Origin of the sequence: Paenibacillus sp. FSL W7-1279 (genome assembly GCF_037969845.1) — a bacterium.
GTDB lineage: Bacteria > Bacillota > Bacilli > Paenibacillales > Paenibacillaceae > Paenibacillus_AQ.
The window spans coordinates 5,830,324-5,847,049 of record NZ_CP150215.1 but is presented as its reverse complement, the minus strand read 5'-3'; the positions used below and the strand labels follow the sequence as shown (position 1 = coordinate 5,847,049).

Annotated in this window: 18 protein-coding genes; 13 read left to right on the top strand and 5 right to left on the bottom strand. The window is 51.2% G+C overall.

Annotated elements, in window-relative coordinates; translation table 11 throughout:
* Positions 1 to 4 precede the first annotated feature (4 nt).
* From MKY82_RS26360 to MKY82_RS26315, 10 genes are all read left to right on the top strand, one after another.
* On the top strand, positions 5 to 1,438 hold the full coding sequence (locus MKY82_RS26360; protein ID WP_339294716.1) for a bifunctional UDP-sugar hydrolase/5'-nucleotidase: 1,434 nt from the start codon (positions 5 to 7) through the stop codon (positions 1,436 to 1,438).
* Between the two features lie 69 nt (positions 1,439 to 1,507).
* Positions 1,508 to 2,332 (top strand): undecaprenyl-diphosphate phosphatase, encoded by an 825-nt coding sequence (locus MKY82_RS26355; protein WP_071218035.1) that lies wholly within the window; start codon positions 1,508 to 1,510, stop codon positions 2,330 to 2,332.
* A gap of 108 nt (positions 2,333 to 2,440) precedes the next feature.
* Complete coding sequence (locus MKY82_RS26350) at positions 2,441 to 3,526, top strand: HD-GYP domain-containing protein (protein ID WP_194544215.1); 1,086 nt, start codon at positions 2,441 to 2,443, stop codon at positions 3,524 to 3,526.
* Positions 3,527 to 3,555: 29 nt separating this feature from the next.
* A complete protein-coding gene (locus MKY82_RS26345; protein ID WP_220684115.1) occupies positions 3,556 to 5,817 on the top strand; it encodes an MMPL family transporter in 2,262 nt (753 codons plus the stop codon).
* A 139-nt stretch (positions 5,818 to 5,956) separates the two neighbouring features.
* A complete protein-coding gene (yfkAB, locus tag MKY82_RS26340) occupies positions 5,957 to 7,096 on the top strand; it encodes a radical SAM/CxCxxxxC motif protein YfkAB (RefSeq protein WP_220684116.1) in 1,140 nt (379 codons plus the stop codon).
* 25 nt (positions 7,097 to 7,121) lie between these two features.
* Entirely contained in the window at positions 7,122 to 8,447 is a 1,326-nt protein-coding gene (locus MKY82_RS26335) for a hemolysin family protein (protein ID WP_194544213.1), read from the top strand.
* A 34-nt stretch (positions 8,448 to 8,481) separates the two neighbouring features.
* Entirely contained in the window at positions 8,482 to 9,513 is a 1,032-nt protein-coding gene (gene ytvI, locus MKY82_RS26330; RefSeq protein WP_071218040.1) for a sporulation integral membrane protein YtvI, read from the top strand.
* A gap of 150 nt (positions 9,514 to 9,663) precedes the next feature.
* Positions 9,664 to 9,885: a spore coat associated protein CotJA gene (locus MKY82_RS26325; RefSeq protein WP_074961779.1), complete on the top strand. Its 222-nt coding sequence runs from the start codon at positions 9,664 to 9,666 to the stop codon at positions 9,883 to 9,885.
* A 6-nt stretch (positions 9,886 to 9,891) separates the two neighbouring features.
* Entirely contained in the window at positions 9,892 to 10,167 is a 276-nt protein-coding gene (locus MKY82_RS26320) for a spore coat protein CotJB (protein ID WP_071218041.1), read from the top strand.
* A 96-nt stretch (positions 10,168 to 10,263) separates the two neighbouring features.
* Positions 10,264 to 10,833, top strand: a complete 570-nt coding sequence (locus MKY82_RS26315; protein ID WP_071218042.1) for a manganese catalase family protein — start codon at positions 10,264 to 10,266, stop codon at positions 10,831 to 10,833.
* A 79-nt stretch (positions 10,834 to 10,912) separates the two neighbouring features.
* Here the strand turns inward: MKY82_RS26315 and MKY82_RS26310 are convergent, their stop codons facing one another.
* On the bottom strand, positions 10,913 to 12,307 hold the full coding sequence (locus tag MKY82_RS26310; RefSeq protein ID WP_339294715.1) for an ATP-binding protein: 1,395 nt from the start codon (positions 12,305 to 12,307) through the stop codon (positions 10,913 to 10,915).
* On the bottom strand, positions 12,304 to 12,990 hold the full coding sequence (locus MKY82_RS26305) for a response regulator transcription factor (RefSeq protein ID WP_194544211.1): 687 nt from the start codon (positions 12,988 to 12,990) through the stop codon (positions 12,304 to 12,306). Before MKY82_RS26305 ends, MKY82_RS26310 begins: the two co-directional genes overlap by 4 nt.
* Before the next feature lie 182 nt (positions 12,991 to 13,172).
* Here MKY82_RS26305 and MKY82_RS26300 point away from each other — a divergent pair, with 182 nt between their 5' ends.
* Together MKY82_RS26300 and MKY82_RS26295 are read left to right on the top strand one after the other, a co-directional pair.
* Complete coding sequence (locus MKY82_RS26300) at positions 13,173 to 13,565, top strand: DUF6220 domain-containing protein (protein ID WP_194544210.1); 393 nt, start codon at positions 13,173 to 13,175, stop codon at positions 13,563 to 13,565.
* A gap of 7 nt (positions 13,566 to 13,572) precedes the next feature.
* Positions 13,573 to 13,767 carry a DUF5957 family protein gene (locus MKY82_RS26295; RefSeq protein ID WP_339294714.1) on the top strand — a complete coding sequence of 65 codons (195 nt, stop codon included), beginning with the start codon at positions 13,573 to 13,575 and terminating at the stop codon, positions 13,765 to 13,767.
* 15 nt (positions 13,768 to 13,782) lie between these two features.
* On the opposite strand, the gene MKY82_RS26290 is transcribed toward MKY82_RS26295, so the two are convergent.
* Positions 13,783 to 14,061 carry a hypothetical protein gene (locus MKY82_RS26290; RefSeq protein WP_339294713.1) on the bottom strand — a complete coding sequence of 93 codons (279 nt, stop codon included), beginning with the start codon at positions 14,059 to 14,061 and terminating at the stop codon, positions 13,783 to 13,785.
* Between the two features lie 188 nt (positions 14,062 to 14,249).
* Here MKY82_RS26290 and MKY82_RS26285 point away from each other — a divergent pair, with 188 nt between their 5' ends.
* Positions 14,250 to 14,936, top strand: coding sequence for an HAD family hydrolase (locus MKY82_RS26285; RefSeq protein ID WP_071218047.1), 687 nt, complete (start codon positions 14,250 to 14,252; stop codon positions 14,934 to 14,936).
* Between the two features lie 107 nt (positions 14,937 to 15,043).
* Here MKY82_RS26285 and MKY82_RS26280 read toward each other — a convergent pair whose 3' ends face one another.
* Positions 15,044 to 16,159, bottom strand: coding sequence for a YheC/YheD family protein (locus tag MKY82_RS26280; protein ID WP_194544207.1), 1,116 nt, complete (start codon positions 16,157 to 16,159; stop codon positions 15,044 to 15,046).
* A complete protein-coding gene (locus MKY82_RS26275) occupies positions 16,141 to 16,680 on the bottom strand; it encodes a GNAT family N-acetyltransferase (RefSeq protein ID WP_339294712.1) in 540 nt (179 codons plus the stop codon). The genes MKY82_RS26280 and MKY82_RS26275 overlap by 19 nt, the downstream gene beginning before the upstream one ends.
* Positions 16,681 to 16,726 lie beyond the last annotated feature (46 nt).

Below are 16,726 nucleotides of genomic sequence, written 5' to 3'. Positions count from 1 at the left end.
CCAAATGGGGTTAGGAAGCAACAAACAGAAGCTGACGATATTGTATACCAACGATATACATAGCCATTTTGAGATGATGAGCAGTGTGGCGGCACTTATTTCCCGGGAAAAGGCGGCTGCCGGTGACGGGGCAATCGTACTGGATATCGGTGATCATATGGACCGGGCATCGGTGGAAACCGAAGGCACCATGGGCCAAGCCAATGTAGATGTCATTAATTTGACAGGATACGACGCCATTACGATTGGCAATAACGAAGGGCTCACCATTTCATATGATGTTCTGGAGAGTGTATACGCCGGACTGCAGTGTCCCGTTGTGTGCTGCAACATTAGTGAGACTAAGAGTGGTAATCCTCCTCGATGGATGAAGCCGCATGTGATCCTGGAACGAGAAGGCATTCGAATCGGGCTCACCGGCGCAACGGCTGCTTTTGCAGGTTTTTATCAATTGTTAGGCTGGGAAGCCGGAGATCCGGTGCAGGCTATTGCTGAGCAAGTGCGAGCGCTTCAGGGCCAGTGTGATATCATAATTGTTTTATCCCATTTAGGACTAACGATTGATAAAAGATTAGCAGAAAATGTTGAGGGGATTGATGTTATTCTTGGCGGTCATACCCATCATATACTCGAGGAGCCCCTGATGATCGGAAAGACAGCCGTGTGCGGTGCAGGCAAGTTCGGACAATATGTAGGTCGCCTCGTCATGCAGCGCAGTCATGCTGAAGATCGCTTTACCTGTATAGAGGGAAGTTTGCTCCCTGTGGATAAAAACTTAATAGAACCCATCGTAGAGCAGGCGATCATGAGGCACCATGAGCTGGCAAGGGAGAAATTAACGGAGGCTGTTGCCGTTAATGATCGTAGTCTGCCCATCCACTATGAGGAGGAGTCGCCGTTTGCAAACCTGCTGGCTCAGGCCGTGCTGCAGCATACGGATGCGGATTTTGCCATCGTGAACTCGGGGCAGCTGCTCGGGCCGCTGCCAGAGGGCGAGATCAGCACCGGTATGCTGCATGGCCTGTGCCCGTCACCGATTAATCCCTGCATCGTGAAGCTGCGCGGAGAACATATCTATCAGGCGCTTGAGGAGAGTTTGCTTCAAGAGTTCAGCGGAAAGAAGATAATGGGCTTTGGTTTCCGCGGTTATATATTAGGCGGCCTGGCAGTCGATGGGTTGAAAATTCGCTACGACAAGAACGGAGAGCCTTACCGAAAGATTACGCATATCTCCATGAAGGGGCAACCGCTAGAGCCGCAGCGGGAATATAAGGTGGGGACACTCGATATGTTCACTTTTAAAATCGGATACGAGTCGTTGTCACTTGGTAAGGATACGGTATATATGCTGCCGGAGTTTATTAGAGACCTGCTGCGAAGTGAGCTATCGAGGCCCGGTTCGCTTGAAGAGTCCATGATTCCACGCTGGATATCCTGACAATCCCGACTAACTTCCTTTGGCCGAGCATACATATGAGGAGGACAAAGGTAAGGGAGGGGAAGGACGATGGATTTTATCACATCCATTATACTGGGGATCGTGGAAGGACTAACCGAATTCATTCCGGTGTCTTCCACAGGTCATATGATCTTGACGGCCAAGGTGCTCGGTTACGACGATCAAACTCCGATCATGAAGACGTTTGAGGTTGTCATTCAGCTTGGCGCCATTATGGCGATCGCGATCGTTTACTGGAATCGAATTTTGAACCTGCTCGGCTGGAGCCGAAGTGAACCGTTGACCAAGAAAGAGCCTCGAAAAAGATTGAATCTGATTCATATATTTTTGGGGATTGCTCCGGCCCTGCTGGTTGCATTTTTCGCGAGGGATTTTATCAAGAGCCTGTTCCATGCGCAGACGGTGCTGTTTGCACTCGTTGCCGGCGGTATTTTTATGATTTTTGCAGAATGGTACAATAAGCATAAAGTTCAAGTGACATCACATGATTTGGATGATTTGACATACAAGCAGGCCCTTCAGATTGGCGTCTACCAGATCATATCCGTTTTATGGCCGGGCTTTTCCCGCTCGGGCTCCACCATCTCCGGAGGAATGCTTAGCGGGGTGAGCTATAAGGCATCGGCCGATTTCTCGTTCATTATTGCAATTCCCATTATGTGTGCTGCATCCGGATATGAATTGCTGGATTCTTACCGATATTTTACTTTAGATACGATCGGCGTATTTCTTGCCGGATTTATCGTTTCGTTTGTTGTTGCTTATTTTGTCGTCTTGGCCTTCATGAAGCTCATACAGAAGATAAGGCTTACTCATTTTGCGATCTACCGTTTTGTTCTCGCTGCCGTTTTTTGGCTGTTTATCATGCATTAAGCAGGAGTAGACACAAGGAGGAGATCCGGCTTCTTCGTATCGTGATCCACTGAAGACTGGACGCTATATCCCACACAAGTTTGAGAATAGCAGAGGAAGTGACGGATTTTGCGTCTTATACCTATCAACGCGTTGAGGCCGGGAATGGTTCTTGGTAAGAGAATATATAATAGTGACGGTTTAATTCTGCTTGCCGAAGGCGTGGAGCTGACGACAGGACTGATCCGCCGTCTGGGCACGTTGGAAATCGGGTATGTCTATATCGAGGAGCCGATGACAGAGGATATCGTGGTTCCGGAGTTGTTGACCGAGGAGACCCGGCTGCAGGCGATCCAGTCGATACGGACGAGCTTCAAGACCCTGGAGAGCCAGGCTGCTCTGAAGGGAAGCTTCCTTCATTTAGGCAAAACGTTCTCCGGGATGATGGAGTCTATTATGGATGAAATATCGGATCATGACGAGGGCATGGTACTCCTGACGGATATGAATACCAACGATTACAACCTGTATCGTCATTCGCTTAACGTCTGTCTATATTCAACGGTTCTTGGGGTGTCTTACGGCTATAATCGGGAGGATCTGAAGGTGCTGGGCTTGGGGGCATTGCTTCACGATATCGGCAAGACGAGGATATCCCAGAAGCTGCTGAATCATCCAGGACGGCTGAGCGAAGAAGAATTTCGCGAGGTCCAGAAGCATACCGAGTTCGGGTTCAAAATATTGAAAGACGAACCGAACATTCCGTTGTTATCGGCGCATTGCGCCCTGTCGCATCATGAACGCCTGGATGGCAGCGGTTATCCCAGAGCCTTGAAGGGACCTGAGATTCATGAATACGCCAAATGGATTGCGATTACGGATTCTTACGATGCGATGACCACGCAGCGGGTGTACAAGCCTGCCTTATTGCCGCATGAAGCGGTAGAGGTGATGTATGCAGGCTCGGGAACACTGTATGAACAGTCATTCCTGGCCATGTTTCGGGATCGGGTAGCGATATATCCTCCAGGGATCACCGTGAAATTACATACGGGTGAGAGTGGAGTGGTATCCAAAATTCACGCACATGTGCCGCATCGACCCGTTGTCCGCGTATTAACGGATGCCGAAGGCACCCCGCTATCCGCACCTTATGAATTGGATTTGTCTGAAACACTGGCCATTATGATCGCTGGTATCGGGCGAGCACCATAGATCAAACTTACACTGAAGGAGGTAGACTCGTGAGACGTAACAGCCATACAACATTGCTGCATACATGGGGGCGACAGATATACCGCTACCGTAAAGCCATTGTTGTAACCTGGCTTCTTTTGTTTTGCGGGCTGCTTCCGTTTGCATTCAAGCTGCCGTCCATTCTGCAGCACAACGGGTTTACGCCGAAGGATAGTCCGGCCCAGATCGGGATTGAGAAGCTGGAAGAGGGATTAGGACTGTCGGCAGCTTCGCTGGATATTGTCGTAGTGAGCCAGCACGATGAGAATTTGACGGCAGGCACGGCGCAGAGGCGAATATTGACGGAGCTTGAGCCTTTGCGAGCCCGTCCCTATGTCAGGGATATTTATATGAATATGGCAGCTCATAAGGCAGGCCAGGATCATATCGTATCCGTGACGGTGCTGCTGGATCTGGATTCCACGGAAGCCTTGAAGCAGTTTGAAGAGATTCGTGACTCGGTTCCGGGCATCACGGGAGCGGATACTTACATAACAGGGAATACCGCCATCTTCGCCGATATGAACCAAGCCGTCAAAAGCGATATCATCCATGCCGAGATGATAGGCATTCCCGCAGCTCTGCTCATTCTGGCGGTCGTATTCGGAACATTGACTGCCGCGATCCTGCCATTGTTAGCCGGTGTTGCCAGTGTGGTGGTCACGATGGGAATCCTGTATTTTGTCGCTTTGGCCGACGGCTCGATCAGCAATTTCCTACCGAATGTCGTAACGATGCTGGGCCTGGCCGTGGGGATCGATTATGCGTTGCTGGTCGTAAGCCGATTCAAAGAAGAGATGCGGACACGGAGCGGAGATGTGGGCACTGCCCTGGCTGTCACTTGCGCAACCGCCGGCAAAGCGGTGATGTTCTCCGGGGCAGCCGTGTTGATCGGTTTTGTGGCGATGAGTTTCATAGATCTGCCGATCTTCCGTTCCTTCAGCATAGGCGGCATTACCGTGGTGCTGTTATCAGTGCTGGCCGGTAATACGCTTCTTCCCGCATTATTGGGAATATTGGGCCCGCGTATCGATGCGCTCCCTCTATTCCCTGCCGCTTACCGGACGCTTCGGGCACGGCAGACCTCCGGTTTGTGGAGAAGGCTCTCCAAATTTGTCATGGCGCATCCTGTGACCATCTCTATCGCAGCGATCGGTTTACTATTGGTGGCGATTTATCCGGTTCGGGACATGAATATCGCCATCCCCGCAGCCGAAGTGCTTCCCCCCTCCTATGAATCCCGATATGGACACGACCTGCTCACACAGGCTTATGATGAACGTGAATTGAATTCGATCGTTGTAGCGGTCGAACTTCCGGCCTCTTATGAGGATTCGCGCAGCATCGAGCTAATGAAGGCATATACGGATGAAATCAGGATGATGCCGGGTGTGAAGCAGGTAGAGAGTTATCTGAGCATCGGCAGAGGTTCGGTGGAAGAAGCCTCGAAATATTTATCCCGCGAAGATATCCGCCAGCAGCTGGAGCAGCATCGTTTTGTGAGGGGGAATTTCGCAGCCGTCGCCGTGATCCCGGAGTATGGCGAATCCCATGCATTGACTATGCAGCTCGTCCGAGCGTTACGGACGATGGATACGAACGAGCTGACGACCTATGTCACCGGAAGCCCCGCCTATAAACTGGACATCATGGAAGCCATCCATCAGAATATCACCTACGTTCTGGTCTTTGTATTTGTAGTTACCTACGTCATTCTCCTATTGGCGTTTCGATCGGTCGTGCTCCCTTTAAAAGCAAGCATAATGAATATGCTCAGCCTCGGCGCCGGACTCGGTATCGTGGTATGGGTGTTTCAAGAGGGGATTGGCGCGCAGTGGCTGGGTGTATCCTCTACGGGATCCATCTTTGCGCTTTTGCCAATCCTGATATTCTGCGTGGTGTTCGGCATATCGATGGATTATGAAGTCATGATGCTCTCGCGAATCATGGAGAATTACGAACGGACGGGAGATAACGAATTCAGCACAGCCGAAGGCTTGGAGAGTACGGGCGGGCTGATTACAAGCGCAGCCCTGATTCTGGCTGTCGTCGTAGGTGCCTTTGTATTTACGGATAATGAAGTGATGAAAGCGATCGGTTTAGGCCTGACTGCAGCCATTCTGCTGGATGCCACCGTGATTCGGGTGCTGCTTGTGCCTGCGTTTATGAAGATGATGGGCAGAGCGAATTGGTGGAGTCCAAGATGGATGTTTCCGGCCCATAAGCTTACTTCCAAGGAAAGCGCGGACCAACATGGGGACAGTGGATGATTTCCCAGCCGAATCAAGCAGAGGCCTTCTGTTCGGGTATGTTATAATCATATAATGGACATTATCAAAACCGTAGAGTACATATTGCGTAAGTTGTACTGAATGAATCGGTAATTCAAAGAAATAAGGTGAGTGAACCATGAGTAATACAGCACAGCCATTTCCATCAGCCGTAAGGCCCATTTCGCCGAGTTATGATCCGTGGGATCCGATAACTTCACTGCGCGAGCATGGTCGTCATGTGCTGACCAGTGTGGAAATGACAGTGACGCATCTTTGCAATATGCGCTGTGAACATTGCGCTGTCGGTGATATGCTTGTCATGAAGGAAGCGCCGATGCTGCCCCTCGATACGATGCTGAAGCGATTGGACGAGGTAGAGCATCTGCAGACGATCAGTCTGACGGGCGGTGAACCGGCATTTCTTGGCAGGACGGTGGATAACGTGATTGTTCCCTTGCTGAAGTATGCCAAGGAAAGGGGCATCCGGACCCAGATTAACTCCAATCTGACGCTTGATATAAGTCGGTATGAGAAAATGCTGCCTTATCTGGACGTTATGCATATCTCATTCAATTATTTGAACGGGGACGACTTCTATGAAGTCGGGTTTGCGAATAGTGCGCGTCCCGTCTCCAAGGAAACGGCATACAAAATGTACGATACAATGCTGGTCAATTCGGAGAAACTGAGTGCAGCAGGGATGTACATATCCGCTGAATCGATGATTAACTACCGGACGCATACGAAACTCAGCGGCATCCACAAGCTGATCAAGGATATGGGCTGCAAGCGGCACGAGGTTCACCCGATGTATGCCTCAAACTTTGCTTCCGCTCTGCCCGTATTGTCCTTGGACGACACGAAAGCTGCCATCCACCATTTGCTGGATGTCCGGGATCGGGACATGTGGATGCTGTTCGGAACGCTGCCCTTCTATGCCTGCAGCTCCGATGATGATGACCAGGAGATCATTCGCCGCCTGCGGCAAGAACCGAACGTAACGGTCCGGAATGATCCGGATGGCCGTAACCGGGTGAATGTGAATTTATTCTCGGGCGACGTATATGTAACGGATTTTGCTGATATCCCGGCTTTTGGTAATATTAAGGAACAGAAGCTTGACGATATTTTTAACGAATGGACAACAGGACACCCGCTGAACCAAACGGTTAACTGTCACTGCGATGCAGTGAGCTGCTGTGGGCCGAACCTGTTGGTGGCCGATATGTACTACCGGGGTGTGGATTTCAAGTCAAGGCAAGCAAAGACAAACTAGAACCCTAGAAAGAAGGCGTGTCATCATGGCGGAGGAATTTGAGGTCGGGAAACTGATTTTGAATTTGCTCTTGGTTTTCCTGCTCGTTTTGTTGAACGGCGTGTTTGTAGCGGCCGAATTTTCACTGGTAAAAATGCGCCAATCCCGATTGACCCAGCTCGTTAGCGAAGGGAACCGGCTGGCAGGCATTGCCCTGAAAGTAAACCAGAAGCTGGATGCCTATTTATCCGCAACCCAGCTTGGGATCACATTAACTTCCCTGGGTCTTGGCTGGATAGGGGAGCCTGCCATTTCAGAATTGCTGGTGGCCCCCATTATGCATAGCATTGGATTTACGGATGAGCGATTGATCGGCACAATATCGGTGGCGGTGGGCTTCTGTATTATCACTTTCCTGCATATTGTGTTAGGGGAGCTTGCACCGAAATCGTTGGCTATTCAGCGGACGGAGGGCACGGCTTTGATCCTGTCGGCGCCGCTGCTTTGGTTTTACCGCATTTTTCTGCCGGTGATCTGGGTCCTGAATGCTTCCGCTAATCGGATTCTGAAGATGGTTGGCATCGAGCCGGCAAGCGAGGCCGAAGCGGCCCACTCCGAGGAAGAGATTCGGATTCTGATGAACGAGAGCGCAAAGAGCGGTGTCATTGACGAGAACGAGATGAAATTAATGGACAACCTGTTCGATTTTTCTGACTTGAGAGCCAGAGAAATTATGCTGCCAAGGACGGACATGGACGTTCTTTTCACCAATTATACCTTGGAAGAGAATCTTCGGATCGTCAATGAGACGAAGCACTCCCGCTACCCGGTCGCAACGGACAACAAAGACCGCATCATCGGATTTGTCCACATTACCGATCTCTTGCTGGCGGAGCCTGAGAAGCAGCGTGATCTGGCTTCCTTGATGAGACCGATTATGGACGTATCGGAATCAACGGAAATCAGCGAGGTGCTGCGGAAGATGCAGGCAAGACATGAGCAGCTTGCGCTCGTGGTGGACGAATATGGGGGGACGGCAGGCATTCTCACAGCCGAGAAGATTTTGGAGGAGATTGTTGGGGACCTGTACGATGAATTTGAAGATGAGCGGCCTGAAATTGAAGTGTATGATGAGTACTTTTCAGTGGATGGGCGGATGCTCATTGAAGAAGTGAATGATTTGACCGGTTTGATGATTGAAGAGCATAACGTGGATTCCATCGGCGGTTGGTTGTTCAAAGAGCTTGAAGGGAACCCGGTGGTCGGGAAGAAAACCACCTTTGACGGGGTGATCTTTGAGGTAGAAGAGTCTACACGGTTGCGTGTAACTCGCGTCATGATTCATCAGAAGCTCGAGAGCAGCTTCATTTAGAACTAGCAAGACTCTATTTGTTAGGAAGTGGATTATGTCGATTAAGCAGCTGATCTTTATCGGTCTCAGTCTCCTGTTGCTGTACGGAATGTTTACGGTTGGAGCTCCGTTCTTGCTGGCCATCGTGATTGCTATTGCATTGGAGCCGTTAAATCGGCTCTTAATGAAAAGACTTCGCATGAACCGCATTGCGGCCGCAACGGTAACAAGCACGCTATTCCTCCTTTTGATGCTGCTCCTGGCTTATTTGATCGGTCTGCAGGTGTTTAACCAGCTGGTCGAATATTGGAGCCGGGCTCCGCAATATTTTGAAGGGGCTAACGAATTCCTTCAGCATACGATTATACAAGCGCAAGACATGCTGAACGGCATTTCGCCGGGTCTTGCCGACAGTCTTACCGAATTCATGTCGAATATTTCTTCCTATATACGGTCGCTTGTCAATTCAGTATCCTCAACATTTTTGTCCTTTGCCAAAACGCTGCCGAACCTGTTCGTCACGTTCATTGTATTCTGCGTAGCGGTGTACTTGTTCGCTTTCAGCCTCGATACGATGCGTGAGAAAGTGTTGTCGCTGTTTGATGAGACATCACAGTCGCAGGTGAACGAAGTGCTGATCAGCCTGAAAAAATCAATTTTCGGCTTTTTGCGGGCACAGCTGATCCTCAGCCTGTTTACGTACGTGATTACGCTGCTCGGCTTGCTGGTATTAGGCGTTAACTATCCGCTTGCCATCGCTTTGCTTGTCACCATTGTCGACATTCTGCCGATTCTGGGCGTAGGTTCCGTTTTGATACCATGGTCCATCTACCTGCTCGCGGTAGGCGATATTTTTACAGGAGTCGGCTTGATCTTCATGTTCATTCTGATTACGGTGATCCGCCGCGTGCTGGAGCCGAAGGTCATCGGGGATGCTGTCGGCATCGGCGCATTGCCTGCCCTGGTCAGCATGTATATCGGATTTAAACTGGTTGGCGTGATCGGATTTTTTATCGGCCCCCTGGTCGTCATTATCTATTCCGCTATGCGTAAAGCGGGCTTGTTCCAAATCAAAATCAAATTTTGAGGACAACTCCATGAAGACCCTTTTCCCGGAAATATTCCAGGGGAGAGGGTTTTTTTGTCATTTTGGAGTTCATTTTCTGGGCGGAAGACATATGTTAAATACGAAGAGTCCTTGATAACGACGGATCGTAACGATAAGGAGGAAATCCCTTTGAAGGAAAATCCAGAGGTGCGCGTATACCCGGTATTTCATTCGCCATTTGATCCATGCCCGCCCAAGCTTTACAGATCGTATGTGGTACCTGTTAACCAGTATGTCGTGTTTCAACCCCCGGGTCTGCCCCAGTTTAGCCCTGCTGAGGCGCTAAGGCACGGAACGTTATGGCCATCCTTGTATAGCCCGTATACTTCGCGAAAATTTAAAGGAGAGTGATATGCGGTGAATGAAGCCAGACCCCAGGTTGGAGATCTGAAGTATTACGAAATGCTGGAGCAGCTTCAGGCATTGGATTTTGTCCTGGTGGAGCTGAACCTGTTCTTGGACACTCATCCGAATGATCTCAAGAGCATCGAGCAGTTCAATAAACTGACCCAGGAGAGAACGGTGCTAGCGAAGCAATTTCAAGAGCTGTATGGGCCGCTGCAAAATTTTGGCCGTGCTTATTCCAAGTATCCGTTTGAATGGGCCGAGGGTCCTTGGCCTTGGCAGGTTTAACAATGACGGTATGGCAAGGGGGCTGCGGCTTTTTTTTACCTCATGCATGCAGCCCTCATGAAGAGGAAAAGCGAGAACAAGGAGGCGGAAGAGCCCATGTGGGTATATGAAAAAAAACTTCAGTATCCGGTGCGCGTCAGTAAATGTGATCCGAGAATGGCAAGATTTCTGATGGAACAGTATGGAGGCGCTGACGGCGAACTGGCTGCTGCACTGCGTTATTTGAACCAGCGGTATACGATTCCAGATAAAGTGATCGGATTGCTCAACGATATCGGAACCGAGGAATTTGCACACCTCGAAATGATTGCCGCGATGGTGTATAAATTGACGAAGGATGCCAGCGTGGCAGAGCTGGAGGCTGCCGGGTTGGGAGCGCACTACGCCAACCATGACAATGCGCTGTATTATGAGAATGCGGCCGGGGTCCCTTGGACAGCAACCTATATTCAAGCCAAGGGTGATCCGATTGCGGATTTGTATGAGGACATTGCGGCAGAAGAGAAGGCACGCGCTACATATCAATGGCTCATCGACATGACGGATGATGTGGACTTGCAGGACAGTCTCAAATTTTTGCGGGAACGTGAAATTATCCATTCCATCCGCTTCAGGGAAGCCGTCGAGATCATCAAGGAAGATCGGGCAACGAAAAAAATATTCTAGGGAGAGGGTATCGTTTCGACATCCGAATGGATAAACAATGACAGGCCGGTCGATATCTGTCCGGGCCTGTCTGTTTATGTTAGATAGGATTTATGGGGTCCGTATACCCCGTGCTGCTCTCCGAGTCATGATCATGATAGGGCAGCCGGACCGTAAATGTAGTTCCTTGGCCCTGCAGGCTCTGTGCCTGAATCGTGCCGCCATGCGATACGATAAATTCCTTGGCAATCGCCAGACCCAGTCCCATACCGCCTTGATGCCGCGCACGTGCTCCGTCCGTACGGTAGAAGCGGTCAAAGAGATAGGGAAGATGCTCCTCCTCAATCCCTGGGCCTGTATCCCGAATATCAATCCGAAGCATGCCGGAAGCCGGCTCTTCTTGGATCGTGGTATGGACAAGCCCGCCTTGGGGTGTATACCGAACCGCGTTGATGAAGAGATTCAGAAATACCTGTGTGATTCGGCTTGGATCCACAGGAACGGAAGTGTGTTCCGTAGCGCTCGTCAAACGCAGGGTCAAGTTCTTGGCATCGGCATCTGGCTCGATGCGCTCCTGTATTTGACCCAGAAGATCCAGCATGTCCGTGGGTTTCCGAACCAGCGGCAGCTGCTTCGCTTCGGCCAAAGATAGTTGATGAAGATCGCCCACGAGACGGGTTAAGCGAATCAACTCATCCTGGATGGGAAGCAATAGTTCCGGTTGGATCGGCTGCCTGCTCTGTTGAAGCAGATCCAGCTTGCCTCTTACGATCGTCAGCGGTGTTCGAAGCTCATGGGCGACATCAGCCACCAGATTGCGGCGGACCATCTCGGACTGCTCGAGCCTGGAAGACATGCCGTTGAAAGCAACCGCGACCCTCCCGTATTCATCCTCCGAGGTAAAGGGAGCCTGAACACCGTACTCGCCTTGACCGAGTCGTTCGATAGCCGGGACGAGTTTGCGCAGGGGCGCAGTGAGCCTCCGAGATATCCAGTAGGCCGCCCCGAGGGAAAGCAGGACGAAGAGGACGGTGCCTCCTCCCAGCAAAATGATGATCGATGTGGGCGTGCCGATCCGAAGCTTGGTCAGGTTTGCCACATCCGTATCATAATAATACAGCTCCGCGACCGGTTTGCCTTCAACATGCAACGTCCGCTTTACACCGAGGCGTTTGATCTGCTTCTCCACAGCCTCCCCCTCATGCAAGAGGGTCTTTTGTTCCCCGGATGTCAGAAGGATGCTTTCCAGGCGGTCGGCTGAACGGGGACTGTCCACTAACCACGCCTGATCCTGAACGGCGCGGAAAGTATGCCCATTCTTCACGTAGTAACCGAGCAGCCGCTCCTGTAGCTGATCCAGCTCTTCTTCGCGCGAGGTTTGCAGCATGGCATCCATGGAATCGCGGATGACGACATAAGTAAGAAGAACGAAGACGGTGCTGAAACCGATAATGAACGATGAGAGGACGATGAATATTTTGCGGCCCACGCTCATGACTGCTGCTCAAACCGGTAACCGAATCCATACACCGTTTTGACAAAAACGGGCTCAGCCGGGTCATCTTCGATTTTTTTGCGGATTCGGCTGATATGGGCGTCTGCGGTCCGTTCATCATTGTGGATATCATCCTCCATGGCCGCCTGAAGCAGCTGCAGGCGGCTGTAAACCACGCCAGGCCTTGAAGCAAGGGTCAGGAGTAGTTTGAATTCGGTAGGCGTAAGCTGGATCTCCCGGCCGCGTTTCCATACCCGGCATTGGTTTTCCGAGATCATCAACTCGCCGCGCTTCAGCATTTCTTCGGTAACCGTTTCGCCTTCTATTCTGCGAAGGACCGACCGGATACGCGCGGCGAGCTCCCGGAGGGAGAAAGGCTTGGTCATGTAATCGTCTGCCCCTACCTCCAGCCCGATCAGCTTATCGGTTTCCTCAACCCGGGCGGTAACCATAATGATGCCGACACGGCTTGATTTTCTGAGCTCCCGGCATACTTCAATGCCGCTTAATTCCGGCAGCATCCAATCCAATACGACCAGCGACGGTTTAAAGTCCCTCACTTTGGCCAAAGCCTCCGTGCCTGTCGCAGCGGTAATGATGTGAAATCCCTCCTGCCGGAGGAACGGCTCCATAAACTCAATGACTTTTCGTTCATCGTCCACAAGAAGCAAGGTATGTGCCATGCAAGGATCCTGCCTTTCCATTTTGATTCGTTAGGTTCAGCCGTAAATCCACCCCATTATATACGGTTTCCAGCCGCAATTGGAAAATTTCACGGAATCCGCAAGCCATCATCACAAGATCGCAACATTTCGGTGATAGGATGATTTCGTAAAGATATTTGAATTAAGAGAGGGATGTCGACATGACGCAACAAGCTGTAGGAAAAACACCGCTGGTCGTATGGATATCGTTAGGGCTGGCATGGATATTTGTTGTATGTATTGCCATTCAGACGCTGTTTGCCGGCATGGCGCTGTTTGACGATGGATCGATGTGGAGAAGCCATACCCTGTTTGTCCATTTTTTTGAAATCGTGCCGGTCCTCATGCTGATATTTGGTATTGCAGGCAAACTGCCCGCCCCGTACAAATGGAAATCGCTGGTTCTGTTGTTATTGGTCTTCAGCCAATACCTCACCGCCAACCTGCCTGGCGCCGGGGCCTTGCATCCGGTCATCGCCATCGGATTGTTCTGGCTTGCGGTGGATACGGCGCGTGGTGTCCTGCCGTCCGATCGACGGGAACAGAAGGGGTAGCACGAACATGAGAAGCCTTGCCGCGGTGGTTGGAGGTTTTGCGGGCGGGGTCGTTCTGAATGCAGCGATTGCCGTTATGTCGCACATCATATATGGAGGAGACGAGAGCGGGTTGAAGGGTCTCAAGTACCTGCCGTTTGTTACCTCGGCATGGTACGCCGCTACTTTAATGATCTGGCGGCGCCCGGAATATAAACCATAGCGCTTCGTTCCGCCTTTACCCTTCAACCGCCAGCGATACCCAAACGAACAGGATATAGAATAGAATGGGAATCATCACTCCCATGGACAGCAGCAGCCATACAAGCGGCGTCCGGACCATATCCTTAACAATTATGATCGGGCTGCGGACATATCGCCCCTTCTTGAGGCGGTACACCATCCGCTTGAGAATCGCAGCTTGTTCATGGGGCTCATAGCGGCTCAGCTCTGCGATCAGCTCGACTTCCAGCTGCCTGATTGGCGGTGCAGGTTCAGACTCCCTTGTGCCAGGCATGTAAATCCTCCTCTCGTTAGTACGCGTTATATGTATAACAACGATAAAGCTGCCTCGGTTATGCATATTTTATGTACAGAAGATCAAAAGTAATGAGGAATTGGGGTTTGCAGATGTGATATGGTTCCTATATGATGAGGAAAGATTAGACTAGAATCAGATTATATGGAGCGAAGGGAAGGACCAAATTGGAAAATACAGCAACGTTGATCAAGCCGGAAGCGATGATATTTGACATGGATGGAACGCTGTTTCAGACGGAGACCCTGCTGCTGCCCGCCTATCACAAATTGTTCGACATTTTGCGTGAAGAGGGGCACTATGAAGGGGAAACGCCGGATGAGGAGCTCATGCTTGGATGTCTGGGAATGCTGCTCGAAGACATTTGGAAGATTGTCATACCGAATGGAACGCCGGCAGCCCATCGACGTGCAGACGAGCTGCTGCTGCAGCTTGAGCTCGAAGGCTTAAGCAATGAAGCAGCCGTATTGTATCCTGAGGTGAAGGAGACGCTGGAGGAGCTTCATCGTCGGGGCGTCCGATTGTTTGTTGCCAGCAACGGCCTGGAGCATTATGTGAAAGGCATAGCTGAAGCGAGAGGGATCATGTCGCTCTTTGAAGGAGTCTACAGTGCCGGAGAGCATGGAACGGCTTCCAAGGTGGATTTGGTTAGGCTGCTGCTGGATGAACACGATATCCGGGACGCCTGGATGGTAGGGGACCGGTCATCGGATGTGGAGGCGGGCAAAGAGAACGGACAAACCGTCATTGGCTGCCGCTATGCAGGCTTTGGCGGGGAGCAGGAGCTTAAGGGATCAGATGTCGTTATTCATTCTTTTTCACACCTGCTGAGGCTTCACGATCAAGCCGAATAGATAGATAGGAGTCACAAAGGCTGTTTCCAAGGGTAGCAAGCAACCCTCTTGGAAACAGCCTTTGCGCGTTTTTTGGATTCTTTAATTACGGTTTTCTACGAATTAACTTAAGCATTTTTCGCGGATTTTTTCTGGCTGTACACCCACAGTGCATATTCTAAAGGCCTTACCATCGATTCACGGTATGCAGCCATATCGCCGATTTGAGAGAAGACTTCCCTTGATGGCTTCGGATTCACCTCGAGAAGAAGAACTCTTCCGGTTTTATCCACGGCCAGATCCAGGGCAATCTCGCACAAGCCTCCATACTGTCCGTCAAGAAATTGGGCCACATCCACACCGAGGGAGTCGGCTTCCTCGCGGATGCTGGCGCGCTTTGCCGGATCTGCGATCCATTTGCTTAACAATTCTTCCATCATGGTCGCACGCCCGCCGCCATGCAGGTTGGAGGTCACGCTTTTCGGCGCTCCGACGCGTCCCACGCAGCCGGTCACCTGCCATTGACCGGATCCATTTTTCTGTACGAGCATCCGGTAATCATGCACTCTTCCATCCGGCAGCTCCAGCTGGATCCCCTCTTGAACCAGATATCGATCTCTATTGCCCCAGCCCGACAGATATTGCGCCAAATGGCCTGAAGGCATTCGCTTCGGTCTGATGATGCTCCGGTTGGAATTGCGTCCCCGGATTTCATACGTGCCCGCAACACCAGGTACCTTCGTAATCCGCAGAATTCCGCGTCCGCCCGTTCCGTTAATCGGTTTAAAATAGACGGTAGGATGAACGTTGAGCATCCGGTGGATGTCGCTTGTGCTGGTTACGATCCGAGTATCCGGCAGATGGGGACGGAAGCGTTTCTTGGTGGATAATACTTGATGAATCGTCCATTTGTTGCGTAAAGGTCTGTTCAGAAACAGTAAATGCCGATAGCGTGAACGAAAGCGCAGCAGCTGTTGAAAGCGAGGGCTCTTTTGAATGCGGCAGCGATCAAAGATCATATTGGGAAACGAGCGCCATCTGCGGCCCCATCTCCGGCGATCCGGATCGTATTCCATGGCGTTGATCAGGCCTTGCGCACTGTTAACGTCAGCGGGGGTGAAGACGTAAACGTCAAGGCCCATCGCTTTTCCTTCCCTGATCATATGCTCGTAGATATGCCGCTCCTCCAGCGTTTTCCGTTCATCCAAGTATAACGTCATAATACCTAAGACGGGTTTTGACACAGAAGTTCACCTTCTTGAACAGAGTCAGCACGAGATGCTGAAGAACTGTGGGATGGGTGCAGGGGAAGGGTTCCGCTCATAACGAGCGTAGGTTTGCCCGTCGGACCTTGCTCAAGCGCTATGGCCTGTAGCCCTGCATGAAAGCACATTTGCAAACTTGCCGAATGATCGGCGGCTACTTTGCATCGCAGCCGCCCGAATTTGGATAATTGTGAGCGGATCAGGGAAGAACCGATATGCCGGTTGCGGTATAGAGGGTGTACAGCAACCATGCAGGCACCTTCCCCATAATCCGCCGCAAAGCACATCCCCACAGGTATGCGGCCGACATCGCTTCGAACCGTAGCGGCCATGATCGAGGTACCGGGCTGCAGCAGCTCGTCATAGGATAGCAAGGCCAGGCGCTGGTAACCTTCGCGGGTTAGGCGTTTGTTGCTGTACCGCCGGAAGAATTCGCTGCACTGCTGTCTGGCATGCGGCCATTCTTCCGGGCTTGAGAGAGCTAGACATGAGATTTCCACACGATCCCCTCCTTTCATGTCTTTCTTAACCGTTGCTCTGGCTGAT